Annotated in this window: 26 protein-coding genes; 14 read left to right on the top strand and 12 right to left on the bottom strand. The window is 69.5% G+C overall.

Going from position 1 to position 25090, the window contains the following annotated elements; translation table 11 throughout:
• Positions 1 to 30: 30 nt before the first annotated feature.
• The 3 genes from V3391_RS00600 (at position 31) to V3391_RS00590 (ending at position 1417) form a co-directional block, all read left to right on the top strand.
• Positions 31 to 570 (top strand): type 1 glutamine amidotransferase domain-containing protein, encoded by a 540-nt coding sequence (locus V3391_RS00600; protein WP_332076482.1) that lies wholly within the window; start codon positions 31 to 33, stop codon positions 568 to 570.
• A 22-nt stretch (positions 571 to 592) separates the two neighbouring features.
• Entirely contained in the window at positions 593 to 985 is a 393-nt protein-coding gene (locus tag V3391_RS00595; protein WP_332076481.1) for an MAPEG family protein, read from the top strand.
• 195 nt (positions 986 to 1180) lie between these two features.
• Complete coding sequence (locus tag V3391_RS00590) at positions 1181 to 1417, top strand: hypothetical protein (protein ID WP_332076480.1); 237 nt, start codon at positions 1181 to 1183, stop codon at positions 1415 to 1417.
• A 6-nt stretch (positions 1418 to 1423) separates the two neighbouring features.
• On the opposite strand, the gene V3391_RS00585 is transcribed toward V3391_RS00590, so the two are convergent.
• Positions 1424 to 2950, bottom strand: coding sequence for an EAL domain-containing protein (locus V3391_RS00585; protein ID WP_332076479.1), 1527 nt, complete (start codon positions 2948 to 2950; stop codon positions 1424 to 1426).
• Between the two features lie 190 nt (positions 2951 to 3140).
• Here V3391_RS00585 and V3391_RS00580 point away from each other — a divergent pair, with 190 nt between their 5' ends.
• A complete protein-coding gene (locus tag V3391_RS00580) occupies positions 3141 to 3404 on the top strand; it encodes a hypothetical protein (RefSeq protein ID WP_332076477.1) in 264 nt (87 codons plus the stop codon).
• 53 nt (positions 3405 to 3457) lie between these two features.
• Here the strand turns inward: V3391_RS00580 and V3391_RS00575 are convergent, their stop codons facing one another.
• A complete protein-coding gene (locus V3391_RS00575; RefSeq protein WP_232148123.1) occupies positions 3458 to 3685 on the bottom strand; it encodes a hypothetical protein in 228 nt (75 codons plus the stop codon).
• A gap of 138 nt (positions 3686 to 3823) precedes the next feature.
• Here V3391_RS00575 and V3391_RS00570 point away from each other — a divergent pair, with 138 nt between their 5' ends.
• Positions 3824 to 6727: a VIT domain-containing protein gene (locus V3391_RS00570; protein WP_332076474.1), complete on the top strand. Its 2904-nt coding sequence runs from the start codon at positions 3824 to 3826 to the stop codon at positions 6725 to 6727.
• A gap of 21 nt (positions 6728 to 6748) precedes the next feature.
• Here V3391_RS00570 and V3391_RS00565 read toward each other — a convergent pair whose 3' ends face one another.
• Entirely contained in the window at positions 6749 to 7528 is a 780-nt protein-coding gene (locus V3391_RS00565; protein WP_332076473.1) for a MauE/DoxX family redox-associated membrane protein, read from the bottom strand.
• A gap of 88 nt (positions 7529 to 7616) precedes the next feature.
• Here V3391_RS00565 and V3391_RS00560 point away from each other — a divergent pair, with 88 nt between their 5' ends.
• Both V3391_RS00560 and V3391_RS00555 read left to right on the top strand, forming a co-directional pair.
• Positions 7617 to 8006 carry a MerR family transcriptional regulator gene (locus tag V3391_RS00560; RefSeq protein WP_332077678.1) on the top strand — a complete coding sequence of 130 codons (390 nt, stop codon included), beginning with the start codon at positions 7617 to 7619 and terminating at the stop codon, positions 8004 to 8006.
• Between the two features lie 139 nt (positions 8007 to 8145).
• Positions 8146 to 8517, top strand: coding sequence for a DUF1428 domain-containing protein (locus tag V3391_RS00555; protein ID WP_332076472.1), 372 nt, complete (start codon positions 8146 to 8148; stop codon positions 8515 to 8517).
• A 359-nt stretch (positions 8518 to 8876) separates the two neighbouring features.
• On the opposite strand, the gene V3391_RS00550 is transcribed toward V3391_RS00555, so the two are convergent.
• Both V3391_RS00550 and V3391_RS00545 read right to left on the bottom strand, forming a co-directional pair.
• Positions 8877 to 9698, bottom strand: coding sequence for a hypothetical protein (locus V3391_RS00550; protein WP_332076471.1), 822 nt, complete (start codon positions 9696 to 9698; stop codon positions 8877 to 8879).
• A 119-nt stretch (positions 9699 to 9817) separates the two neighbouring features.
• Positions 9818 to 10339 carry an MgtC/SapB family protein gene (locus V3391_RS00545; protein WP_332076470.1) on the bottom strand — a complete coding sequence of 174 codons (522 nt, stop codon included), beginning with the start codon at positions 10337 to 10339 and terminating at the stop codon, positions 9818 to 9820.
• 219 nt (positions 10340 to 10558) lie between these two features.
• Between V3391_RS00545 and V3391_RS00540 the strand changes: the two genes are divergently transcribed.
• Positions 10559 to 11671, top strand: a complete 1113-nt coding sequence (locus V3391_RS00540) for an alkene reductase (protein WP_332076469.1) — start codon at positions 10559 to 10561, stop codon at positions 11669 to 11671.
• 66 nt (positions 11672 to 11737) lie between these two features.
• Here the strand turns inward: V3391_RS00540 and V3391_RS00535 are convergent, their stop codons facing one another.
• Both V3391_RS00535 and V3391_RS00530 read right to left on the bottom strand, forming a co-directional pair.
• The gene (locus V3391_RS00535; RefSeq protein ID WP_332076468.1) at positions 11738 to 12124 is read right to left on the bottom strand and encodes a hypothetical protein; all 387 of its coding nucleotides are present in this window, start codon (positions 12122 to 12124) and stop codon (positions 11738 to 11740) included.
• 107 nt (positions 12125 to 12231) lie between these two features.
• Positions 12232 to 12606 carry a hypothetical protein gene (locus V3391_RS00530; RefSeq protein ID WP_332076467.1) on the bottom strand — a complete coding sequence of 125 codons (375 nt, stop codon included), beginning with the start codon at positions 12604 to 12606 and terminating at the stop codon, positions 12232 to 12234.
• 204 nt (positions 12607 to 12810) lie between these two features.
• Here V3391_RS00530 and V3391_RS00525 point away from each other — a divergent pair, with 204 nt between their 5' ends.
• The 4 genes from V3391_RS00525 (at position 12811) to V3391_RS00510 (ending at position 18249) form a co-directional block, all read left to right on the top strand.
• Positions 12811 to 13434, top strand: coding sequence for a dihydrofolate reductase family protein (locus V3391_RS00525; protein WP_332076466.1), 624 nt, complete (start codon positions 12811 to 12813; stop codon positions 13432 to 13434).
• Positions 13435 to 13824: 390 nt separating this feature from the next.
• Positions 13825 to 14214, top strand: coding sequence for a BlaI/MecI/CopY family transcriptional regulator (locus V3391_RS00520; protein WP_232114558.1), 390 nt, complete (start codon positions 13825 to 13827; stop codon positions 14212 to 14214).
• 1 nt (position 14215) lies between these two features.
• Positions 14216 to 16027, top strand: a complete 1812-nt coding sequence (locus tag V3391_RS00515) for a M56 family metallopeptidase (RefSeq protein WP_332076465.1) — start codon at positions 14216 to 14218, stop codon at positions 16025 to 16027.
• Positions 16028 to 16197: 170 nt separating this feature from the next.
• On the top strand, positions 16198 to 18249 hold the full coding sequence (locus tag V3391_RS00510; RefSeq protein ID WP_332076464.1) for a M13 family metallopeptidase: 2052 nt from the start codon (positions 16198 to 16200) through the stop codon (positions 18247 to 18249).
• A 12-nt stretch (positions 18250 to 18261) separates the two neighbouring features.
• On the opposite strand, the gene V3391_RS00505 is transcribed toward V3391_RS00510, so the two are convergent.
• The 4 genes from V3391_RS00505 to V3391_RS00490 form a co-directional block, all read right to left on the bottom strand.
• Complete coding sequence (locus tag V3391_RS00505) at positions 18262 to 19422, bottom strand: AAA family ATPase (RefSeq protein ID WP_332076463.1); 1161 nt, start codon at positions 19420 to 19422, stop codon at positions 18262 to 18264.
• A 34-nt stretch (positions 19423 to 19456) separates the two neighbouring features.
• A complete protein-coding gene (locus tag V3391_RS00500) occupies positions 19457 to 20494 on the bottom strand; it encodes an SMP-30/gluconolactonase/LRE family protein (RefSeq protein WP_332076462.1) in 1038 nt (345 codons plus the stop codon).
• An 82-nt stretch (positions 20495 to 20576) separates the two neighbouring features.
• The gene (locus V3391_RS00495; RefSeq protein ID WP_332076461.1) at positions 20577 to 21239 is read right to left on the bottom strand and encodes a ChrR family anti-sigma-E factor; all 663 of its coding nucleotides are present in this window, start codon (positions 21237 to 21239) and stop codon (positions 20577 to 20579) included.
• Positions 21236 to 21814, bottom strand: a complete 579-nt coding sequence (locus V3391_RS00490; protein WP_332076460.1) for a sigma-70 family RNA polymerase sigma factor — start codon at positions 21812 to 21814, stop codon at positions 21236 to 21238. Before V3391_RS00490 ends, V3391_RS00495 begins: the two co-directional genes overlap by 4 nt.
• Before the next feature lie 274 nt (positions 21815 to 22088).
• Here V3391_RS00490 and V3391_RS00485 point away from each other — a divergent pair, with 274 nt between their 5' ends.
• On the top strand, positions 22089 to 22895 hold the full coding sequence (locus V3391_RS00485) for a dioxygenase family protein (protein WP_332076459.1): 807 nt from the start codon (positions 22089 to 22091) through the stop codon (positions 22893 to 22895).
• Positions 22896 to 22989: 94 nt separating this feature from the next.
• Here the strand turns inward: V3391_RS00485 and V3391_RS00480 are convergent, their stop codons facing one another.
• Complete coding sequence (locus tag V3391_RS00480; RefSeq protein ID WP_332076458.1) at positions 22990 to 24363, bottom strand: MFS transporter; 1374 nt, start codon at positions 24361 to 24363, stop codon at positions 22990 to 22992.
• A 216-nt stretch (positions 24364 to 24579) separates the two neighbouring features.
• On the opposite strand from V3391_RS00480, the gene V3391_RS00475 reads away from it, so the two are divergent.
• A complete protein-coding gene (locus V3391_RS00475) occupies positions 24580 to 25089 on the top strand; it encodes an RNA polymerase sigma factor (RefSeq protein ID WP_332076457.1) in 510 nt (169 codons plus the stop codon).
• The last annotated feature ends 1 nt before the right edge of the window (position 25090 follow it).

Genomic DNA, 25090 nt, shown 5'->3' with positions numbered 1-25090 from the left:
TCGGCCGCTCCACTCCCCGGAGATATCCCGATGCAGAATCTCGACGGCAAGAAGATCGCCATCCTCGCCACCGACGGTTTCGAACAGTCCGAGCTCGAAAAGCCGCTTCAGGCGCTCAAGGACGCCGGCGCGCATGTCGACGTCGTCTCGCCCGGCGACGCCGGCTCCATCAAGGGCTGGGACAAGAAGGACTGGGGCCGCAGCGTCGATGTCGACGTCGCGCTGTCCAAAGCCGACCCCGGCAGCTACGACGCCCTGGTGCTGCCCGGCGGCCAGATGAACCCCGACGTGCTGCGTGCCGACAAGGACGCGGTGGCCTTCGTGCGCGCGTTCGGCGATGCCGGCAAGCCGGTCGCGGCGATCTGCCACGGCCCGTGGCTGCTGGTCGAAAGCGGCCTGGCGAAGGGCCGCAAGGTCACCTCGTGGCCATCGGTGAAGACCGACCTCGTCAACGCCGGCGCACACTGGGAAGATTCGGAAGTCGTCGTCGACGGCAACCTCATCACCAGCCGCAAGCCGGACGACATTCCTGCGTTCAACGAGGCGATCGCGAAGGCGGTCGCCGGCTGACACCACGCAAGGAGACCGGACGATGACGATCGAACTGCAGATGCTCGGCTGGGCGATCGTCCTCGGCCTCGTCCACATCGGCGTGGCCGCCGCGTTCGCGACGGCGCAGCGCGGCGTGCGCTGGAACGCCAGCAATCGGGATGGCGCGGACATCCCGCCGTTGACCGGCGCCGCGGTGCGTACCGCGGCCGCCAGTCGCAACTTCCTCGAAACATTTCCGCTGTTCGCCGCCGCAGTGCTGGCGGTCGTCTTCGCGGGCCGCGCCGATGCCGGCACCGCACTCGGCGCGCAGGTCTATGTCTGGGCGCGCGTTGCCTATCTGCCGGTGTATGCCATCGGCGTCCCGTACCTGCGCAGCGCGATCTGGGTGGTCTCTCTGTGGGGCACCATCCATGTCATCAAGCCGCTGTTCTGAGTTGCAATGCAGCAACGCGGTTGCATGACTGCGCGCGTCCGCGCAGTCGAAATCCCTCGCGGATTTCGCGCGTCCGCGACACGCCGCAGCCGTCGCTGAACGCACGTGCGTTGTCATCGAAATCGACTGTCGGGTTCACGGAAACGAGACGAAGCGGACCGTAGCCTGCGCGCTCCCAACCGGCAGTACCTCCGCATGAAGCACGACTCGGACCGCACCCTCGTGATCTCGCTCGGCCGCAACGGCCGCGCGTCCTATCCCGAACGTCCGTGGGAAGACATCGAGCCCGTGCTGCGCCGCATGTGGGAATTCGACGGCCGCCTCCGCGCCTGGCACGACGTGCGCGCCGAAGTCCAGGCCGCCTGGCGCGCCAGCGACGATCTGGTGGCCCCGCGCGCACGCCGCGCGTTCGAGCGCAATCGCGCTGCCTGAGCGTTCTCAGCGTTGTGCGTCCAATAGCGCACGCAACTCCGCCGCCGCCATCGGCCGGCCGAACAGCCAGCCCTGTGCGTACAGCGGGTAATCGACCGCGCGCAGCCAGTCGCGCTGGGCTTCGGTTTCGACACCTTCGATGACCACCTGCAGGCCGAGCGTACGGGCGAGGTCGATGATCTGCGGGACCAGGCTGACCTTCACCGCATCGGTACCGATGGTGCGGGTGAACGAGCGGTCGATCTTCAGTGCGTGCACGTCGAGTTCGGCCAGATACGCGAGGCTGGAATAGCCTGTGCCGAAGTCGTCGATGTAGACGTGGTGACCGAGTTCGCGCAGTCGCTTCGTGCCCGACACGGCGATGTCGCGGGCGGTGGTGGAGTGTTCAGTGAGTTCGATGCCGATGCGGTCGCGTGCGATGCCGACGGAGTCGAGTATCTGCGCCATGCCGGCGTGGAAGCGGCTGTTGTCGAGATCCGCGGCCGAGATGTTGACGTTGATGCGGAATTCGCCCGGTGCGGCCAGCACGCCGCCGAAATCGGCGGCCACGCGGCGCAGTACGAGCTGGGTGATGCGGCCGATGCTGCCGTTCTCCTCGGCGATCGGGATGAAGCGCACCGGCGAGACCATGCGGCCGTCGTGGTCGCGCCAGCGCACCAGCGCTTCGGCGCCGACCAGGGCGCCATCGGAGATCCGCACGACCGGCTGGTACTCGACGTCGAGTGCGTCCTGATCGATCGCGCGCAGCAGACGGCCTTCGAGCGAATGCCGGCGCAGATGCGCCAGCAGCAGCGCCAGTCCGACCGCGGCGCCTGCGCCCGCACCGAGCACCGTGCACACCAGCAGCAGCGGCCACTGGCTGTCGGACAGCGCAGCCTTCGACTGCGTGCTGGCGACGCAGACGGCGTGCTCGGGCGCGCACATCGGATAGACGAGCACGCCGTCGCGATCGAGCGGCCGCCCGGCGCGCAGCATGCTCGCGTCGAGTGGCGTGGCGGCGCCGTACAGCGGCAGGAAGCGGTCGCCGTCGTCGACGTAGCCAATCGTGAAACCGATGTCCGGCGCGGGTCGAAGCCGGAACGCCAGCGGATCGAGGATCACCCGGGTGTCGCCCAGCGCCAGCACCGGCGCGCGACTGCCGCTCGCGAGCAGCTGCAGTTCCATCGTCGCGACCTGCAGACCGTCGCGGGTCACCAGTTGCGGCCGTTCGACGGCAGTCGGTACGGGCAGGCGGAACAGACTCGCCGTGCAGCGCAGCTGCCCGTTCTCGACGCGACCGATGTCCTTGACGAAGTAGGTGCGATACACCGCTTCGCGCATCTGCTCGAATTCGCGATCCGTGCAGCGCGCCTGCGGCTGGCGGTTGAAGGTGTCGAGTGTCTGGCGCGACTCGTCGTCGAGTTCCCGTGCGCGCTCCAGCAGCATCGTCGCGTAGCCCCCGAGGCGCTGCTCGGCGATGTGGATCACGACCTGCCACGACACGCACGCCGCCAGCAGTGCACCGGCGAGCGCGAATCCCGCGATCGTCGCCATGCGGAGAATCCGCTGTCCCTTCGCCTGCGCGTCGTCCACCTCGCCTCCCCGACATCGGCCGCGTCCGGCAGCCGTCCGCAGCACTATAGCCGCGCGTCGGGAGCACCGGTCGTTGCGAAGGGTTTACATCCGCTTGCCGGCGGCATGACATTCGCGCGCGCAGGCTGCAGCTCCACCCGAGGAGACTCACATGAGCACGTCCAACCCGACGCGTCCGGCTGCCCCCGCGGACGAAAAGACACTGCGCGATCACGACGATCTGCCGGACACCGACGGTCCGCCGCTGCGCGATCCGCGCTCTCAGTCCGCGATCGACAACATCGGGCTCGACGACCAGGCCGATCTGCTGGATGTGGAACTCGACGATCAGCTGGGCGATCGCGATGCAACGGGTCGCTCGTTTGCGGACGATGTCCGCAGCGATACCGGCGTGGAGAACGGCGAGCCGAAGTAAGGCCCGCCGGGTTCACATGCAGACACGGGCCGGCACTGCCGGCCCGTCCTGTCTCAGCGGCGATACACCGCGGCGTTGATGCAGGCGAAGATGCTGACCACGAACCAGCCGAACGGCAGCAGCGACACCGTGAGCAGCCAGGTGATCACGAACGCGATGCACGCCGCGGCGAACCAGAGGATGGCCGACAGGATGCGGCCCTGTACCAGTTGGCCGAGTCCGGGGACGAAGAAACTGCAGATCGCGGCGATGACGTTGCCAGCCGAACCCTGTGCGCTCATGGAGATGCTCCGGTGATTCTCGAAGGCCGCGATCCTCGCCGATCAATCTGAATGGGCACGTGAAGGCCGGTGCGCGTCAGCCGCAACCCCGTTTGCAATCGACGTGCGTTGACGACAGTACTGCCCAAGGATGTCGCCATGTCCCGTCTCCGCTTCGGCCTCTGTGCCCTGCTCTGCCTGACCGTACTGCTGCCGACGATGACCACGGCGCAGCGCATGCCCGACCTCGTCGCACCACCATTGCTGGTCGCCGATGCCGGCGAATCGCCGGTGCGGCTCGAATCCGCGTCGATGCGCGTGGAGACAGGTGCCGGCGTCGCGCGCACGACGATCGACCTCACGCTCCGCAATCCCACCGGCCGCGTGCTCGAAGGCAATCTGCAGTTCCCGCTCGCGCCGGGCCAGCAGATCGTCGGCTTCGCGCTGGACATCGACGGCACGATGCGCGACGCGGTGCCGGTCCCGAAGGATCGCGGCCGCGAGGTCTTCGAGACCATCGTCCGCGAGGGGGTCGATCCGGGCCTGCTCGAACAGACCGCGGGTGACGCGTTCCGGCTGCGCGTCTATCCGTTCGCCCCCGGCGGCACCCGCCAGGTGCGGCTGGTGCTGCTGGCACCGCTGCAGCGCGACGGGCGCGTGGACGCGGTGACGCTGCCGCTCGCATTCGCGCGCCAGATCGACCACATCGAGCTGACGCTGGCGACGTCCGGTCGACCGGCGCTGTCCGGCCTCGTCGACGCAGCCACACTGACGCGGGCCGGCGCGGAATATCGCGCCACGCTGCGCGCAGCGGACATCCCGGACGCCGGGATCGCGACGCTGCGGGTGCCCTACGAACGCCGACCTGCCGTGCAGCTGCAGCGCCGCGACGGCGCGACGTGGTTCGTGGCCGAGGTGCCGGTGGACGCGCCCGATGCACCGCGCGCCCTGCCGCGTCGCGTCGCGCTGCTGTGGGACAGTTCGATGTCGGGCCGCACGCGTGCGCACGCACTGGAGTTCGCGCTGCTGGATGCGTACTTCCGCGCGGCCGGCGACATCGAGGTCGAGCTGTTGCGCCTGCGCGATGTCGCGCACGCGCCGCAGCGGTTCCAGGTGCGCGATGGCGACTGGCGGGCGCTGCGCCGGGAACTGGAGTCGACGGTGTACGACGGCGCCACCGCAGCCGGCGGCTGGACCCCTGATGCGGACACGCCCGAGTTCCTGCTGTTCGGCGACGGCCTGTTCAACCACGGTGCCGATGCGTTTCCCGCGTTCGCCGAAGGCCAGCGTCTGTACACCGTGCAATCCGCGAACGGCGACGCCGCACGGCTGGCGGCGCTGGCACAGGCGCGCCACGGGCGCGCGATCGATCTGCGCGATGCCGGCGCACTGCCCGCGGCGACGCGCGCACTGCTGCACGACGCGCCGGCGCTCGTCGCCATCGACGGCATCGGCGCGCGTGAGCTCGTCGCCGAATCGAACGTGGCGATGCCCGGCGTCGTGCGCATCGCGGGGCGCCTCGATGCATCGCGCGCCGATCTGACCCTGGAGGTGCGCAACGGCGGCCGCACGCAGCGCATCCCGCTGTCGATCGATGCCGCGCGCACGCCCCAGGGCGAACTCGCGGCATTGCAGTGGGCGCGTTTCCAGCTCGCAGCACTGCAGGCAGAACCCGAACGCAACCGCCAGCGCATCGCCGCACTCGGGCAGCGCTTCGGACTGGTGACGCCGGGCACGTCCCTGCTGGTGCTCGAACGCATCGAGGATTACGTGCGCTTCGACATCGCGGCGCCGGCGGCCATCGGCGAAGCGGTGGCCGCTGCACGCCTGCAGACCGCGGCCACGCAGGCGCGCGACCGGCAGACACGACGCGATGCCGTCGCGCGCGGCTGGGCCGAGCGGATCGCGTGGTGGGAACGCGTCTTTCCGAAGGATGCGCCGCCGCAGATCGCCGCAGCGCAGGATGTGCAGGCGTCCAGCCGCGTGCTGCCGATGCCACCGCCACCGCCACCGCCCGCACCCGCCCCTGCCGCCGCGCCGATGATGATGATGGCCGAAGCCGCCGCGGCGCCGATGGCGATGCGATCCGCGCCGGCGCCGCTCGCACTCGGTGCGCGTGCGCCGGCGGATGCGTCCGTCGCTGCGTCGCCGTCGACCGCGACGATCCGCCTCAACCCCTGGCAGTCCGACGCGCCGCTTGCCCGCCGTCTGCGCGAGGCGCCCGATGGCGAGGTCTACGCGCGCTATCTCGATGCACGCGACGCCGAGGTCCAGGGCACCGCGTTCTATCTGGACGCGGCGGACGTGCTGCAGCGTCGCGGCGAGACCGCCCTCGCCCTGCGCGTGCTGTCCAACCTCGCGGAACTGGATCTCGACAACCCGCATGTGCTGCGCGTGCTGGCCTACCGACTGCGCGACATGAAGCGCGACGACCTCGCCGTGCCGGTGCTCGAACGCGTGCTGGCGATGCGGCCGGAAGAGCCACAGAGCCTGCGCGATCTCGCACTCGCACAGGCGGCAACCGGAAACCGCCAGCGCGCGATCGATCTGCTGGCCGAGGTCGTCGACGGCGACTGGAGCGGCCGCTTCGCCGAGATCGAACTGACCGCGCTGGCCGAACTCAATGCGCTGGTCGCGACCGCGCCTGCGCCGCTCGACACCTCGGCCATCGATCCGCGCCTGCTGCGCAACCTGCCGCTGGACCTGCGCGCGGTGCTGAGCTGGGACAGTGACGACAGCGACATGGATCTGTGGGTCACCGATCCCGACGGCGAGAAGGCCTACTACGGCAATCGCCTGACCCGTCAGGGCGCGCGCATGTCACCGGATTTCACCCGCGGCTACGGCCCCGAGGAATTCGCGCTGCGCGATGCCAAGCCGGGCACCTACCGTGTGGAAGCGAACTTCTTCGGCCAGCGCCAGCAACTGGTCACCGGCGCGACCACGCTGCAGCTGTGGCTGAGCACCGGCTTCGGCACCGCGACGCAGGCGGACCAGCGCATCACGCTGCGGTTGTCGGACGCGCGCGAGACGGTGTTCGTCGGCGAGTTCGAAGTGAAGTGATGCGACGCGCCTGCGCGCGCCTCACATCGCCGCGTGCAGGCCCGGCCACAGCAGTGGCGCGATCAGCATCCAGACCGCCATCGCGACCATCATCAGGTTCTCGGTCAGCGACACGAAGCCCAGCGGCACGTTGCTGCCGCCCCCGACGCAGGCGCATTTGAGCGTGCGCTTCTCGATGTAGACCGCCTCGAACACCGAGACCGCACCGATGCCGCCGATCACCAGCGCCAGCGGCGCGGAGAACCAGGTCAGCGCGCCGGCCACCATCAATACGCCGGCGAGTCCTTCGGCGAAGGGGTACAGCGTCGCGTATGGCACCCAGCGCTTCGCCAGCAGGTCGTAGTTGAGGAACATGCTGGAGAAGGTCTGCACGTCCTGCAGTTTCAGCAGCGCCAGCACGCACATGCTCAAGCCCACGAACCATTCGGCCGCGCGTACCGTCAGCACGTCGCCGTAGACCGCATAGGACAGCGCGAGCGCCATCAACGCCGTCATCGCGAACAGCGCGGCGACCGGTCGATAGGTCGTCGCCTTCGGATCGCGCACCTTCAGGCCCAGGAAGCGACGCAGGTCGTCGTGGCCGCCGATGCGCACGCCGTCGATGAAGATCTGCGGCGTGGTCTTGACGCCGTGCGCGGCCTTGAACGCATCGGTGGCCTCGCGCGTTTCCAGCCAGTGGTCTTCGACGTCGTAGCCGTGGCTGCGCAGCAGATGCCGCGCCTTCAGGCCGAACGGACAGACATGGCCGGGCATGACCATGCGATGGAGCACCGCGCGCGGGCGGGAGGCGGACGTCGTCATCGGAAACTCCTCGGCTCGACGCCTTGCCGGCGCCGGATACCGCCCTGTATACCGTCCGTACCAGGGTACGGAGTCAAGCGTGGACGCGATGACGATTTCCGCGTTGGCGGACGCAGGCGGCGTGGGGGTCGAGACGATCCGCTTCTACCAGCGCCGCGGCCTGCTGGATACGCCGTCGCGCGGCGCAGGCATCCGCCGCTACGGCGAGACGGACCTGCGCCGGCTGCGTTTCATCCGCAGCGCGCAGGCCGCCGGTTTCACCCTCGACGGGATCGCCGAACTGCTGGCGCTCGATGCGACCCGCGATCGCAGCCGGGTGCGCGCTCTGGCCACCGAACGCATCGCCGCCCTCGATGCCCGCATCGCCGAACTGCAGCAGGCCCGCGACGCGCTGGCCGCGCTGGCGCACCGCTGCGGCCGGGGCGGTCGTGGCCCGTGCCCGATCCTCGGCGCGTTCGACCCGCCATCCACGCCCTGAGCGCATCCGGACCCGGCCTTCGCTGAATGCGCGGCGGCAGGATGTCGAAATCCGGGGCGCTACCGCGTCGTCCCGATGAAGCCTGCAGCAGACTGCCGCAGTACACCCGCGCGACCCGCGCACCGACAGGAGTTCCGCCATGTCCTACATCGATGGTTTCGTCCTCGCCGTCCCCACCGCCAACAAGCAGAAGTTCATCGACCACGCCACCAGCGGCGATGCGTTCTTCATGGAACTGGGCGCCACGCGCATCCTCGAATGCTGGGCCGACGACGTGCCCGACGGCACGCTCACCGACTTCCGCAAGGCGGTGCAGGCCAAGGACGACGAGACCGTGGTGTTCTCGTGGGTCGAGTGGCCCGACAAGACCACGCGCGATGCCGCGTTCGTCAAGATGATGGACGGCAGCGATCCGCGCATGGATCCCGAGAAGAACCCGATGCCCTTCGATGGCAAGCGGATGATCTATGGCGGGTTCAAGCCGGTGGTGGCATTGGGCGGGAACGGCTGAGGTTGATGTCGTTCTGTCGTCGCAGCGATCGAGGACGACGCGGGCGTGCATTGCATCATGCGCGTGCCGGCCGGCCAGCTTCCGTGTAGGAGGACGCGAAGATCAAGATGGATCCCAGCGTGCGCTGGGATGACGGACGGAGTATTCAATGCACGCGGCGGTTACAGAGCACTCCGCCAAGTCCGCACCCCCGTCGCACGACCCCTCACGGCCGTCATCCCAGCGCCCGCTGGGGCCCATTCGCGCTGTGCAGTCAAAGCGCACAACGCACCCACAGGTCACAAGCGCCAGCTCCGCCAGAACAGGAAAGGGCGCGCCGCTGGCGCGCCCTCTTTTTTTGAACTGGAACGACGGGAATCTCAGCCGACGCGGAACCGGTCGGTGTCGTCACGGCCGCTGTTGTCACGGAGATAGCTGCCACCGGCGTAATGGTCGTGCGAGACGTACGCGTCCTGCACCGCGGCCTTCGCGCGATCCCAGTCCAGCGGCGAATTGCCACGACGGTTGGTCCAGTCGCTTTCGAGCTCGGCTGCCAGACGGTCGTCCCAGGCGCGATCCGCATGACGGGTGCGCGCATAGGCGCCGTAGCGATAGGCCGGCTGGTAGTGGCTGTAGTCGGCATCGGCATCGCGATACGGCGCGCGCTCGAACGCGTCGGCGTAGTAGGCATCGCTGCGCTCGTACAGATCGTAGGTGCGGTCGGTGCGATCCCATGCATCGCGGACGGCGGGACGCGCATCCTCCCAGCCCAGACGCGATTCGCCGCGGGCCGATTCCCACTCCTTCTGCAGCGTCGCTTCCGACTCGCCCCAGTCACGGGTGCGCTCCGCTTCGCGGGCCTGCAGACCGAGGCCGTAGGCGGGTGCATAGTCGCGGTCGTAGTCGTGATCGGCCTTGACGTAGTCGCGTTCGCGGTGCGCGTCACGCCAGTACTCGGTTTCGCCGGTCGGATCGATGCGCTCGGCGACCCCCTTGCCGACGGCGGCGCCGGCGACGACGCCGATCGCCGCACCGATCAGGGTGCCGACGGGTCCGAACACCGTACCGGCCACAGCACCAGCTGCAGCGCCGCCGGCGGCACCGCCCACGCCCACACCGATCGGATGCGCGCCCGGCGCCTTGGTGATCGGGTCGCGGTTGAGATCGCGGCCGCCGTCCTTGATTTCGTCTTTGTGGCTCATCTGGGGAATCTCCGCTTGCGTTGGGTTCGAACACCCACCGTGCGGGGCCGCAGATGAAACCGCCGTCGCGAAATCCCGAATGCGCAGGGGAACCGTTCAGTCCCAAACGGCGCGACGGATCAATCGTCCGGGTGCATGCGGTCCGGCGATTCCGGATTCGGTCGCTGCAGCTTCGGCAGCGCACTGACGACGAGTAGCGCCATCACCGTCGTCGCGAGCGCGACCATCTCTTGGCCCATGCCCGCGGCCATGCCGATCGCTGCGGTCATCCACACGCCGGCCGCGGTGGTCAGGCCCTCGATGCGTTCGCCCTTGTCGAGCTTGAGGATCGCACCGGCACCGAGGAACCCGATGCCGGACACGATGCCCTGCATCACGCGCGTCACGTCGCCGCCTTCGATACCGCTCAGCAGCGGCGCGAGCACGAACAGCGCCGAGCCGATCGACACCAGGATGTGGGTCTTGAGTCCCGCCGCGCGGCCCTTGTGCTCGCGCTCCCAGCCCACCATGCCGCCGAGGACCGCGGCGACGAGCACGCGCACGACGATCGTCGTCGAGGTGTCCACGTCGGGCAGCGCCAGCTCGCGTGCGACCGCGGCGCCGATCTGGTCGAGCACGCTCACCGCCGCGTCGCCGTGCATGCGTTGGGTGGATGACGACGGTTCGCGTGCGGCATCGGGGATGGACTCGGCATCAGGTGAATGGACGCTAGCGTCTGTCCGGTTGGCCTGCGGTGATGACGGTTCGATGACGGCCGCGTGCACCATCGCAACGGAGCATCCCGCCACGCGTGCCCGCGCCACGCTTGAAAAGCGCGGCTCGACCCAGCAGTTCGGGCGTTCACTGCCAGGAACCGCCCGATGCCCACTCTGTTCGATCCCCTGACCGCCGGCGCGCTGTCGCTCGCCAACCGCGTCGTGATGGCGCCGCTGACCCGCAACCGTTCGCCGAACGCGATTCCGCCACCGCGCACCGCGCTCTACTACGCGCAGCGCGCGACCGCGGGCCTGCTGGTCACAGAAGCCACCGCGATCACCCATCAGGGACAGGGCTACGCCGATGTGCCGGGGCTGTACGCGCCCGAGCAGCTCGCGGGTTGGCGCCGCGTCACCGATGCCGTGCATGCCGAAGGCGGCCGCATCGTCGTGCAGCTCTGGCATGTGGGTCGCATCTCGCACACCTCGTTGCAGCCCGATGGCCAAGCGCCGGTCGCGCCATCGGCGATCGCGGCCAAGAGCAAGACCTTCATCCACGACGCCGACGGCAACGGCGCCTTCGTCGACACGTCCACGCCGCGTGCGCTGGCGCTCGACGAGTTGCCCGGTATCGTCGAGGACTACCGCCGCGCTGCGCGCGCCGCGATCGACGCCGGTTTCGACGGTGTCGAAGTCCACGCGGCCAACGGCTATCTGATCGACCAGTTCCTGCGCAGCGGCAGCAATGCGCGCACGGATGCCTACGGCGGCAGCACCGAGAATCGCGCGCGGTTCCTCGGCGAAGTCATGCGCGCCGTGGTCGAGGAGATCGGCGGCGACCGCACCGGCATCCGGATCTCGCCGGTCACGCCGGCGAACGATGCGCACGATCCGGATCCGCAGCCGCTGTTCGCGCATGTGGTCGAGGTGCTGGCGCCGCTGGATCTCGCCTTCGTGCACGTCATCGAAGGTGCGACCGGCGGCAAGCGCGATTACACGCAGGGCGATGCGCCCTTCGACTACGCGGCGTTGAAGGCGACGTATGCCAAGGCCGGTGGCACCGGTGCGTGGATCGTCAACAACGATTACGACAAGGCCGATGCGGAAGCCGCAGTGGCATCCGGTCATGCCGATGCGGTGGCGTTTGGACGGCCCTTCATCGCGAACCCGGATCTGGTGCGACGTCTGCGCGAGGATGCGCCGCTCAACACGCCGGATCAGGCGACGTTCTACGGCGGCGGCGACGCCGGTTACACGGACTATCCGACCCTCGACTGAGCGTCGCATGCGCGCCGCCGGTCATCGGCGGCGCGCTTCTTTCAGAGATGTGCTGTCAGCAACCGCTCACGGACGCGGGGGCGGCGTGGTCTGGAATTCCTGACCGGTTACCGGATCACGTGCACGACCGGGTGCGACTTCCTGCGCGCCGGGCACGATCCGGCCCTGCGCATCGCGCATCTGCGTCGGCATCGCACGTGGCGCGATCGGCTGGTTGACCGGGGGTGCCGGCTGCGGACGCATCTGCGGCGCCGGACCGGTGGACGGGATCGTGCCCGGCGGCTGACCGCGCTGCGAAGGCGTCGCCGGCACGGCAGGCGTCACCGGTGCGGCTGCGGGCTGCATGGCCGGACGTGCCGGCGTCGTGGGCTGCTGGAGTTGCTGGGCGAACACGGGCGCCGATGCGAGCGCGAGCAGCATCGGCACACCAACTTTGAAGATGGGACGGGTCATGACGCCTCCGGGGCGCGGGTGAGCCTCGACCCTATGCCCCGGCTTATGCAGGCCCCATGAAGTTGCCGCGGTCATCGCCCGGCATCACGCCGGGCAATGCGCGCCGTTCAGTCGACGCAGATCGTCGACGCCACGCCGTCACGCAGACGCTGCTGGCAACCGAAGGGGTTGGTGTCGACGCTGCAGCTGCCGCCGACCTGGGTGCCGTCGACGCTGCCTTCGGGCGCGAGGCACTGGCCTTCGCACTGCTCCGAATCGGTACACGCCTTGCCGGCGTCTGTCGTCTGGCGCAGGCACTGCTTGACGGGCGCGCGGCCGAGCTGGGTCCACTGCCCACCCACACGCTGGCAGTCGGCTTCGTTGGTGACGGTTGCCTTGTCCGGGCCGCCGACCGGCGTGACCGCATCGGTGCTGCGTTCGGCGGGCGCGCTGCAGGCGGCCAGCAGGGCGACGAGTGCGACGGAAGCGAGGCGCTTGATCATGACGGGATGTCCGCTGGAGGAGTGGCGGCGAGTCTAGCCACGCCGATGTGAACCCGTGCGCACGCCTGCATCAGCCTGCACGACCCCACGTGGCTGCGTCATGCGTTGCGGGATCGCACGCATCGGATGTCGATTTCGCACACCTGCAGGCGTCGTCATGATGAGACCGCCGCCCGGCGGCCACCACGCAACCGGAGACACACCATGCGCAAGCTCATCGTTGCCGCCTTCGTCAGCCTCGACGGCGTCCTGCAGGGCCCCGGCGGCCCGCAGGAAGACACCAGCGGCGGATTCGCCCACGGCGGCTGGACCGTGCCCTTCGCCGATCCGGTCTTCGGCGCGTCCATCGACGCGCTGTTCGCACGGCCCTTCGACCTGCTGCTCGGCCGTCGCACCTACGACATCTTCGCCGCGCACTGGCCGCGCGTGCCGGCCGACAACGGCGATGCCGGCCTCGCGACGCTGTTCAACGGGGTGACCAAGCACGTCGCCACGCATCGACCGGACTCGCTGGACTGGCAGAACAGCCGCGCGCTCGGCGACGACGTCATCGGCGCACTGCGCACGCTGAAAGCGCAGGACGGCCCCGACCTGCTGACCCAGGGCAGCGGCGCGCTCGTGCAGCAACTGCTGGCGACGGATCTCGTCGACACCCTGCAGCTGATGACATTCCCGGTGCTGCTCGGCGCGGGCAAGCGGCTGTTCGGCGACGATGCGCAGGCGGTGACCTTCTCGCTGGAGACCTCCGTCGTCTCGCCGACCGGCATCGTCGTGTCGCGCTACCAGCGTGCCGGCGAGGTCGAGACCGGATCGTTCGGACTCGACTGAGCGCGTTGCGGCGACGGCACTGTGCGTGCGACGCCTGCAGTGCACGATGCCGCGAGCGAGCGCGGGGATATGTGTCCGGCGCGTGTGCGGGCGCCGCCATCGCTGACGAGCATTCACGGGTCGGCAGGCCGGCGTCGTTCGTTGCTCGCCGTATCCCGATCGGTGAGCACGCGCGCACGTCTTCAGCTGCGGCCTCATGCCTGCCAGGCGGATGTCGACGGAAACGCGCGCGGCTGACGACAGGACACCCACGGACTGCCAACGGGCAGCCGGCATCGCGCGTGGATCCGAGCGCTGCCGCCACCAGACGACGGAATGACTTCCCGCCTATTGACTACATCTGTAGTCAGGCGCAATCTGCCTACAGTTGTAGTCACCAAGGAACGTGCCATGCGCAACAAGACCGTCGGGGACCAGGAACTGGCCCTGCTGCAGCACATCGCCGAACACGAGGCCGCCTCCGTCGGCGAGGTCGCCGCCACCTTCGGCGAGCCGCGCGGGCTGGCCCGCTCCACGGTGCTGACGATGATGGAGCGCCTGCGCGCGAAGTCCTACCTCAAGCGCAAGCAGGGCGACGGCGGCGTGTACCGCTACTCGGCCACCGCGCGCCAGGACGACGTGGTGCGCAACGCGGTGGGCAGTTTCGTCGAGAAGACGCTGCAGGGTTCGGTGTCGCCGTTCGTCGCGTGGATGTCGGAGCGCAAGGACATCAGCGCCGACGAACTCGCCGAACTCGAGGCGCTGGTCGCCAACCTGCAGTCCAAGCGCAAGGAGCGTTGAGATGGCCCTCGAACTGATCAGCGACATCCTGCTGCCGCGCCTGCTGGCCGCGAGCGTGCAGTCCACGATCCTCGTCGCGGTGGTCTGGGCGCTGTGCCGCCTGGTGCCGCGCCTGTCGGCCGCGACCCGTTGCTGGCTGTGGTGGCTGGTCGCGCTGCAGCTGCTGGTCGGCCTGGCGTGGTCGAGCCCGATGGCCCTTCCGCTGCTGCCGGCCGAGACCGTGCAGCCCGCGCTGCAGGTCGCGCAGGTCGCACCGGCGATCACGCTGGACGAGGCCTCGATCGTCTTCGCACCGACGCAGTCGGCTGCGGCGTCGCCCACGTGGTCGTGGCCGCTGGCGCTCGCCGTGGCATGGCTGCTGGGCCTCAGCATAATGGTCACGCGCAGCCTGCGCGGCTGCCTGGCGACGCGGCGCCTGCTGCGCGCGTCGGCGCCCTGTCGCGACCGCAGCCTCCTGCACGCACTCGCGCTCGCCGCCGAGGCGCACGGCCTACGTGCGCCGCCGCGTCTGCGCCTGTCGGATGCAATCGATTCGCCGCAGCTCGTCGGCCCGTGGCGTCCGGTCCTGCTATTGCCCGCGCACCACGCGGACTCGATGCAGCCCGACGAACTCGACATGGCGCTGACCCACGAACTGGTGCATCTGCAGCGCCGGGATCTGTGGCTCGGCCTGGTGCCCGCACTCGCGCAGCACCTGTTCTTCTTCCATCCCCTCGCCCATCTGGCCGCACGCGAATACGGCCTGAGCCGCGAAGCCGCCTGCGATGCCGCCGTGCTCGAAGGCAACCGTCACTGCGCACGCGAATACGGCCAGCTGCTGCTGCGTCTCGGCGTCGCGCCGCGTCCCTGCGCCGGGCTGGCCAGTGCCTCGCCCGACTTCACCCTCCTCAAGCGGAGACTTACCATGCTCCAGACCACTTCGTCCCTGCCGCGCGTCGTCGCGGTGCTGATGACCGTCGCGATCGGCGTCGTCGGTGTCATGCCCTATCGCCTGACCGCCGCGACGCCGGCCGTCGCACCGGAAACGCCGGCACCTGCCGCGCGTCCCGCGCCTGCCCCGAAACCGGCAACCGCGACCTCGCGCACGTCGACGACGACGGCGCGGACCGCCACCCGCAACGGCGTGCCGGTCGACCCGGCCGACATGCCGGATCCGCCTGCACCGCCGGCGCCGCCTGCGCCCGTCGCCCCGGCTGCCCCGGTCGCACCGCCCGCACCGCCGACCCCGCCGACCGGCGCCCTGCGCGGCACCTTCACCCTCGGCACGCAGCGCGGCGAAAATGCGTTCGTGCTGCTCGATGACGATCACAGCATCGCGGTCAGCGCGACCGACGAGCTCCGCGAGGCGCAGGCCGCACGCCGCGGCGATGCACCGCTGCTGTGGATGCGCCGCGGCGATGCGCGCTACGTGGTGCGCGACCGCGCCACGATCGAGGCGATCCGCGACGCCTACGCCGAAGTGACTGCGCTTGGAGAAGCGCAGGGCGAACTCGGCGCGCTGCAGGGCGAGCTCGGTGGCCAGCAGGGCACGCTGGGCGCACGCCAGGCGGAGATCGCCGTGCAGGCTGCGACACGCGCGCTGGCCGACGTCAACGTCCGGGCCCAGGTGGATGCGAGCGTGAGCGCCGCGCTGCAGCGCGAGCAGGCCGGCATGCAGGCGGAGATGCAGCGTCTGGCCACGCAACAGCTGGGACTGGCGCGCGAGCAGACCGCACTCGCCACGCGCCAGCAGACCGCCAGCGCGCGTGCCGAACGCGAAGCCCGTGCGCTGATGGATGCGGCGATCCGCAACGGTCTGACCGAGCGTCTCTGACTCCAGCGGCCTGCGCAGCGCAGCCGGTCGCTGCGCGGCGAACTGTCATGTCCTGCACCACCGGCCTGACACCAGCGCCGGTGGTAACCACGCGCACAACCGCTGGCCGGCCGCGCAGTCTCCGCCGACTTGATGGAGTCGAGATGTCCGGATCCTCTGCATCTCCAGACTTGAATCGCGCACGTCGCCGGCTGTGTACAGGTCTCGCACTGCTGCCGCTGGCCATCGCGACGCAGCGCGCCTTCGCAGCGCCGGACGCGCAGACGGCGGGTGGCTGGGGCATCGATCTCGCCTCCATGCAAACCGGTCTCGCGCCGGGCGACGATTTCTATACCTACGTCAACAAGGGCTGGCTCGACAGCGCCGTCCGTCCCGCCGGCTATGCGCAGTACAACGAGTTGAACGCGATGTTCCTGCGCACACAGGCGCGCATCCGCGCACTCCTCGAAGACGCGGTGGCGCAGCCGCCGGGCAGCAGCAGGCTCGCCGATCTCTACACCAGCTACACCGACGTCGCGGCGATCGACCGCGCGGGCCTGCAGCCGATCCAGGCGGACCTGGACGCGATCATGGCGATCGACAGCGCCGACGGCGTGGCCGCACGGATGGCGCATCCGATGTCGCACACCATCGTCGGCGCCTACGTGTTCCTCGATGCGGGCGACACGCGCCGCAGCCTGCTGCATCTCGACCAGCAGATCGCCGGCGGCCGCGTCGTGGGCCTGCCGCGGGCGAGCCAGTACGCACTGACCGACGCCACCAGCGCCGCGCAACGCGCGGCCTACGTCGACTACATCGCGCAGACGCTGACGCGTGCCGGCATCGAAGACGGTGCCGCGCGCGGCGCTGCCGTGCTCGCGCTGGAAACGCGCCTCTCCGCAGTGCAGTGGAGCGCCGAATGGCTGCGCGATCGCAGGCGCAACTATCACCTCATGCCGGTGTCGGCACTCGGTGCCTATGCGCCCGGCTTCCCGTGGGCCGCGTATCTCGCAGCGACCGGTCATCCGCCGGTCGACACCATCGTGCTCAACACGGACACCGCAATCCGCGATTGCGCGGCGATCTTCGCCGAGACGCCGCTGGACACGTGGCGCGCGTATCTCGCGTTCCACTGGATCCACAACCACGCGCACCTGCTGCCGACGCCCTACCAGGACGCCAGCTTCCAGTTCTACGGCACCACGCTGGGCGGCCAGACCACCCGGCGGTCGCGCGCGGACCGCGGCCTCCAGTTCGTCAGCCAGAATCTTCCGGAGCTGGTGGGTGCGCATTACATCGCGCAGGTCTTCCCGCCGGACCGGCGCGACGCGATCGACGCGATGGCGCCCTTCATGAAACAGGCCTTCCGCACGCGCATCGAGGCCGCGGACTGGCTGGACGCCGACACGCGCGCGACCGCGCTGGCGAAGATCGACGCGATGGGTCTCCGGCTCGGCTATCCGGATGATCTGCGCGACTACGCCGACGTCGAGATCTCACCGACCGATCCCATCGGCAACATCCACCGCCTGCTTGCCGCGCAGGTGGCGCTCGAATCGCGTCATCTCATGGATCACACGCTGCCGTACCGTTGGCATCTACCGCCGCAGTCGGTGGATGGCAGCTTCAGTCCGCAGCTCAACGTGGTGACGTTTCCCGCCGGCCTGCTGCAGGCGCCCGCGTTCGATGCGACAGCCGACGCTGCGGTGAACTTCGGTGCGATCGGCGCCGTGCTCGGCCACGAGATGGCGCATGGGTTCGACGATCAGGGCTCGCGCTTCGACGACCAGGGCAATCTGCGCGACTGGTGGACCCCCGCAACCCGGGCTGCGTTCGACGCACGCACCGAGGTGCTCGTCGCGCAGTTCGATGCGTACGAGCCGCTGCCCGGCGCGCATCTCGACGGGCGCCGCAGTCTCGGTGAGAACCTGTCGGATCTGGTCGGCGTGACCATCGCGCTCGATGCCTACCGTCTCTACGCCGCTGCGCACGGCATCGACACCCGCGCAACGCGCGACGGCTTCACCGGCGAACAGCGGTTCTTCCTCGGCTGGGCGCAGCTGTGGCGCTGTCTCGACAGCGAGGCCTCGCTGAAGTCTGACATCGAGCAGGCCTATCACTCGCCCGCGCGCTACCGGGTCAACGGCGTCGTGCGGAATCTGCAGGCCTGGTACGACGCGTTCGACGTGCGTGAGGGCAACGCCCTGTTCGTCGCGCCATCAGCCCGCGCGTCGATCTGGTGAACCGTTGCCGGCTCAGCGCTCCGGCCAGTACCACGCCGGCGCGTCCAGCATCCCCTGCCCTTCGATCGTCGTCTGGCTGTCGCGTTTGACCAGCTGGACCGGATTGCAGTCGGGGCTCTGCTCGAGCGCGGCGATCAGCCGCGTCGCATGGGAGACCACCCAGACCTGGGTGCGTCGCGATGCACCGGCGATCAGCCGCGCCAGTGCCGGCAGCAGATCGGGATGCAGACTGGTTTCGGGTTCGTTGAGCACCATCAGCGGCGGCGGACGCGGCGTGTGCAGCGCGGCGATCCACAGCAGATAGCGCAGCGTGCCGTCCGACAGTTCGGCGGCCGACAGCGGCCGCAGCAAGCCGTGCTGGCGGAACTGCAGCGAGAAGCGTCCGCCCTCCACCAGCACCTCGACGCGCGCGCCGGGAAACGCATCGGCGACGGCGGCGTCCAGCGCTTCGACATCGCCGATCTCGCGGATCGTGGCCCAGGCCGCGGCGAGGTCGTGGCCGTCGTGACTCAGCACCGGCGTGCGCGTGCCGAGCTGGGGCAGGCGCGCCGGGGCGTCGGCATCGGCGCGGAAATGATCGTAGAAACGCCAGCCGCGGATCGTCTCGCGCAGCTGCAGCACTTCGGGCGCATTGCGCGGATCGGCGATCTGGCCGAACAGGCTTTCGAACGGATTCAGATGTTCGCCGGCGACCCGCCACTGGCGCCCGTCTCGCACGCGCACCAGCGCACCGCGGCGATCGACCAGCGTGTTGCCCTGCCGCAGGAACGGTCCGCCCCAGATCACCTCGCGCTTGATCTCCGGGTCCTGCGCGAACAGCGACTGCGAGGGCACCGGCAGACCGAGATCGATCGCGTAGCCGAACTCTGCGCCGGCGAAGCCGAGCTTCAGCGACACCGGCTGCTGTCGCGGCCCGCCCTGGACCGGCACCTCACCGCGGCGCATGCGCGCGCTGAGCGTTTCCGGCCCGGCCCACAGCGTGGACTGCAGGCCCCCTTCGCGCGCGAGCGCCGACACCACGCCGCCCTGCGCGGTTTCGGCGAGCAGGCGCAGCGCGCGATACAGGCTGGACTTGCCGCTGCCGTTGGCACCGGTGACGAGATTCAACCGCCCCATCGGCACGACCAGCGTGTGCAGCGAACGGTAGTGGGCGATGGCGAGCGTGGTGAGCATGCAGATGAGCGATCCGGGCGCGGCGTGCGGTGTATCAGCGCGACGTCGCAGGCCCTGCGATCTTCAGACGCACGCGCGCGAGGATGCTGTCCGACGCCAGATACAGCGTGCGACCGTCGTCGCCGAAGGTGGCATTGGCGACCGCGCTGCCGGTTTCGATCCGGCCCAGCCGCATGCCATCCGGCGCGAACACCAGCACGCCGCCTGGGCCGGTCGCGAACACGGTGCCGTTGGCAGCGACGGTCATGCCGTCCGGCAGACCGGGCGCCGCGTCGCCGACCAGATCACCGGCATCGGCGAACACGCGTCGCGAGGTGACGGCACCTTCGGCGTCGAGTACATACGCCATCCAGATCGCGCGTTCGGAATCGGAATTGGCGACGTACAGCGTGCGTCCGTCCGGCGACAGCGCGATGCCGTTGGGGCGCATCAGGCCGTCGTCGAGCAGATGCACGCGGCCGTCGGTATCGAGCCGGTAGACACCGTTGAACGGCAATTCCTTGACCGGCGACTCATCGAGATCCTTCAGGCCGTACGGCGGATCGGTGAAGAAGATCGCGCCGTCGCTACGGCGCACGACATCGTTGGGACTGTTGAAGCGCCGGCCGTCGAATGTGCGCGCGAGCACAGTCTTCTGTCCGGTCCGCGGATCGAGCCGCGCGAGCGTGCGGCTGCCGGAATCCGCCAGCAGCACCGTGCCCGACGGTTCCGCGAACAGGCCGTTTGCGCCGGCTTCGCGCAGCACACCGGTCGGCGGGCCGTCGTAGCCGGACGGTTCCAGGAACACCGACAGGCCCTCCGCTTCCGACCAACGATGGATGCGGTTCTCCGGCACGTCGGTGAAGAGCAGATAGCCGCCGTCCTCGATCCACGCCGGGCCTTCGGCCCACGTGAAACCGTCGGCCAGACGCTCGATCGTCGTGTCGGGCGCGACGACGGCATCGAAGCCCGGCGCGTACGCGGTCAATCCGCCGATCGCGGTACGCTCGCTTGTAGACATCGCGGCACCGCCCGCGCAACCGCCGAGCAATGCGGCGCACACCAGGCCGGAAAAGGGACGGAAGGGCTGCATCGGCCTGCCTCGCATGGGATCGGGCCGCACAGCCTGCCACGACGCACGCGAACGGTGCGCCGGACGCCCCTCCGGGCGCGCGTCAGAGCCGCAGGACGGATTGCATCGCGCGCGCGATCCAGCCGCTGAACCGCATCGGCGCATCGGACGCGGCGACGCAGATGCACGGCACGCCGTGGCTGGTGACCGGCTGGTGTTCGGTCTCGTGATCGAGATCGGCGACGTCGCCCGGACCGAAATGGCCGAGCACGTCGTCGTAGGCGCCGCGCAGGATCAGGGTCAGTTCGTTGTTGCCATGGCTGTGCATCGGCATCCGCTTGCCGGACGCTGTGCGCAGCATCAGCAACTGCGCGCCGAGCGCGGCGTCCTGCGCGCGCAGCAGATGGATGCCCGGGCCGACCGCGCGCCAGCGCAGCGTGGAGTAACGTTCGCCGAACCAGGGCCGCAGCGGCGTGGGCAGCAGGTCGGGATCGACCGGCGCCGGCTCGGCGACGACCACCGGCGGCGCAGGCGCGGCGCCTTCGAGCCGTGCACGGAACGCATCGCGCGCCGATGCCGACAACGGCGCGCCGTCCTGCTGCTCGATCAACCGCGCGCCGATCGCATCGGCCGCACGCAGCTGTTCACGACAGCTCGCGCACAGTTCCAGGTGGCTGGCGACGACGGCCGCGAACGCGACCGGCAGCGCACCGGCCGAATAGCCGACCAGCGTGGCGTGATCGAGATGCCGGACCGGCACGTTCACGCCTCGCCTCCCAGCCCGCGTCGCAGCTTCGCGAACGCGCGCCGCAGTGTGGATTTCACCGAGCCCAGCGGCATGCCGAGTTCGTTGGAGATTTCCGAGTGGCTCTTGGATTCGAGATACGACATGCGGATCAGACGCGCCTGCCCGACCGGCAGTGCATCGATCGCACGCCCCAGACCGACGTGATCGGTGAAGGCTTCCGGCCCGCTCGCGCCGACCTCGCCATCGTCGTCGTGCAGCAGGTCGACATCGTCGGGCCACGCGGTCGCCGAGGCGCCGCGACGCAGCGAATCGATGTGCAGGTTGCGCGCGATGCGGAACAGCCACGTGCCGAGACTGGCGCGTGTGGCATCGAAGGACCGCGCGCGGCGCCACAGCCGCAGCATCGCTTCCTGCACCAGATCCTCGGCCTGCGCGGATTGAATACCCTGGCCCAGCAGATACCGGTTGAGCCGGGGCGCGAAGTGGTCGTAGATGCGCATGAAGCAGTCCACGTCGGCGTTCGCCGCCACGCGGGTCATCTGGTCGGACCAGAACACCGCATCGGGAGCCGGATCGGCGAGCAGTTTGGACATGCGAACCGCCCCGTGCAGGGGCGTGACCTTCGAGACGGCGGTGGCAGGCAGCTTGGGCATGGCGCCGTGTGGGGAACGTGCAGGCGGAGACATGGGGTCATACGCCGCAAAGGCGCGATTGGATGCCTCCCCGGCGCGCTTCGACGCGACGCGGCGGGATTGTCCCCGCTCCGCAACAGTTCTTCGCTGGCGGGGCCGTTTAACGCCTGCGGCGCGAGGCATAGCCTGTCCGCATCGTGACGGCGCCCGGCGCCGCGCGCGCCGGAGTACACCGATGACCCGCCTGCCCACCCTCTACATCTCGCATGGCTCGCCGATGACCGCGCTGACGCCGGGCCAGGTCGGCGAACGCCTGGCCGAACTCGCACGCACGCTGCCCAGGCCGCGGGCGATCGTCATCGCATCCGCGCACTGGCTGGCGCGTGCGCCTCTGGTCGGTGGCGCGGCGATGCCGGAGACCATCCACGACTTCGGCGGCTTTCCGCAGGCGCTGTTCGACATCCGCTACCCCGCGCCCGGCGACACCGCGCTCGGCGCGCGGGTGGCCGACCTGCTGCAGGCGGCCGGACTGCCGCCGCAGCTCGACCCGCAACGTGGCCTCGATCACGGCGTGTGGGTGCCGCTGCGGCTGCTGTATCCCGATGCCGACATTCCGGTGGTGCCGGTGTCGATCCAGCCCGGCCTCGGCCCCGCGCACCAGTTCCAGCTCGGCCGCGCCCTCGCGCCGTTGCGCGACGAGGGCGTGCTGGTGATCGGCTCGGGCAGCATCACCCACAACCTGCACGACTGGCGCAGCTATGACGAAGCGCGACAGGCGCCGTACGTGCAGCCCTTCATCGACTGGGTGGAACAGCGGCTCGCGGCCGAGGACGTGGACGCGCTGCTCGACTACCGCCGACAGGCCCCGTTCGCCGAACGCGCGCATCCCACCGACGAACACCTGCTGCCGCTGTACGTCGCGATGGGCGCCGCCGGCACGCCGATGCACGCGCAGCGCATCGATGCCGGCATCGACATGGGCTTTCTGGCGATGGACATCTACCGGTTCGATGGAGCACCGGGCGCGCTGACGCACGAGTAAGTGGTGCCGGTGGACGGGCGCGCGGTCACGTCGCCAAAAAAAAAGCCACCCGCTCCGGTGCACGGGGCAGGTGGCTTCAGAGGTCACGCGAGGATCAGCCGCGCTTGCTGATCCGGTCGCGCATGTGCGCTTCGTCGTCGAGCCAGTTCTGGTCCTTGTTCTTCAGGAAGAACACGTAGACCACCAGCGAGACCGCGATGATGGCGGTGGCATACACGGCGAACGTGATCACCTGGTCCGACTTCAGCGCCGCCTGGTACAGCAGCGGCGCGGTGCCGCCGAAGGCCGAGTTGGCCAGCGCGTAGCCGAGGCCCACGCCCAGCGCGCGGATGTGCGTCGGGAACAGTTCCGCCTTCACCACCGCGTTGATCGACGTGTAACCGGTCAGGATGATGAAACCGATGCCCAGGATGACGAAGGCCGACAGCGCGCTGGTCTGCTGCGGCAGCGCCGTCACCAGGTACCAGGTGTAGAGCACGCCGCCGATGCCGAAGAACACCAGCAGGCTCTTGCGGCCCACGCTGTCCGACAGCCAGCCGCCGATCGGCTGCAGCAGCATCAGGAACGTAAGCAGACCCAGGTTGATCAGCGTGCCCACGATGACGTCGTCGCCGGCGAACGCGGTCTGGATCATCTTCGGCCCGTTGACCGAGTAGGTGTAGAACGCGACCGTGCCGCCCGCGGTGATCAGGAAGCACAGCAGCAGCGGACGCCACTGGTTCACGAACAGCTCGCGGATCGAGCCCGAGGCCTGCGCGCCGCCGGTCTTGGCTTCCTTGATGGAATCCGACTCCAGCGATTCGTCCATCGTGCGGCGCAGCCAGAACACCACGATCGCAGCGAGACCACCGATGCCGAACGCGACGCGCCAGCCCCATTCGGAGATCTGCGAGGTGTCGAGCATCAGCAGCATCGCCAGCAGCGTCGCCTGTGCCAGCACGTGGCCGCCGACCAGGGTCACGTAATGGAACGAGGACAGGAAGCCGCGACGGCCGGGAATCGCGGCCTCGGACATGTAGGTCGCACTGGCGCCGTACTCGCCGCCGGTCGCGAAGCCCTGCACCAGACGTGCGATCAGCAGCAGTACCGCGGCCCAGATGCCGATCTGTTCGGCGGTCGGACTGATCGCGATGAGGAACGAGCACCCGGCCATCACCGACACCGAGACGGTGAGCGCCAGGCGCCGGCCGTAGCGGTCGGCGAAGCGGCCGAAGTACCACGCGCCGATCGGGCGCATCAGGAAGGTCGCGGCGAAGATCGCCCAGACGTACAGGGTGGAGTTCTTGTCATCGGGGGAGAAGAACTGCGACTCGAAGTAGACCGCGAAGACCGAATACACATAGACGTCGAACCACTCGACGAGATTGCCGGCCGAACCCTTCAGGGTGTTCGACACGGACCGGCGCAGGCTGGCCGGCCGGGCCGCGTTGGGGGCGGCGGGTGACGCCACGGAGCTTGAAGCAGTCATCTTGGATGGGCCTGCGTGGGGGCAAGGGATGGCGAGTATAGGCACCGGAGCGGGTGGGATCGGCGTCAATAGCGAAGAGGTATTAGATGCAGGCCCTGCCCGGGCCCGCCGCGCCGGGCCGGCGCCGACGGGCGGTTTGCGCGCGCGGCGGCGTGGGCGTGTGATATCCGCCGCGCCCGTGCGAACCACCTCATGACAGGTTCGACACGGACTCCCATGGACACCACGATGCCGCCTGCGCACGACCGCGCCGCATTCACCCGGCTGCTGCAGGACCACCACGGCATCGTCGCGACCGTGGCGGCCAGCTATTGCCGGGATCCGGACGACCGCGCCGACCTGGCCCAGGACATCGCCGTGCACCTGTGGCGCGCGTGGCCGAAATACGACCCGGCCAAGACCTTCAGCACCTGGATGTACCGGATCGCGCTGAACGTCGCGATCAGCGCGGTGCGCAGTGCGACCGTGCGCCATCGCCACGCGGTGCCGTTCGACGAGACCCTGCACGACCTCGCCGATCCCGCGCCGCACGATCCGCAGGCCGAACAGCAGGTCCGCGCCCTGCACCGCTTCATCCACGCACAGGCGCCGCTCGATCGCGCCCTGCTGCTGCTCTATCTCGACGACCGCAGCCACCGCGACATCGCCGACATCCTCGGTCTGTCCGAGACCAACGTCGCCACCAAGATCAGCCGGCTGCGCCAGCGCATCCGCACCGAACTCTAGA

This window comes from Luteimonas flava (genome assembly GCF_036584485.1).
In the GTDB taxonomy this organism is placed as follows: Bacteria; Pseudomonadota; Gammaproteobacteria; order Xanthomonadales; family Xanthomonadaceae; genus Luteimonas; species Luteimonas flava.
The sequence above is the reverse complement of the archived record's forward strand: the minus strand, read 5'-3'. Positions and strand labels throughout refer to the sequence as shown.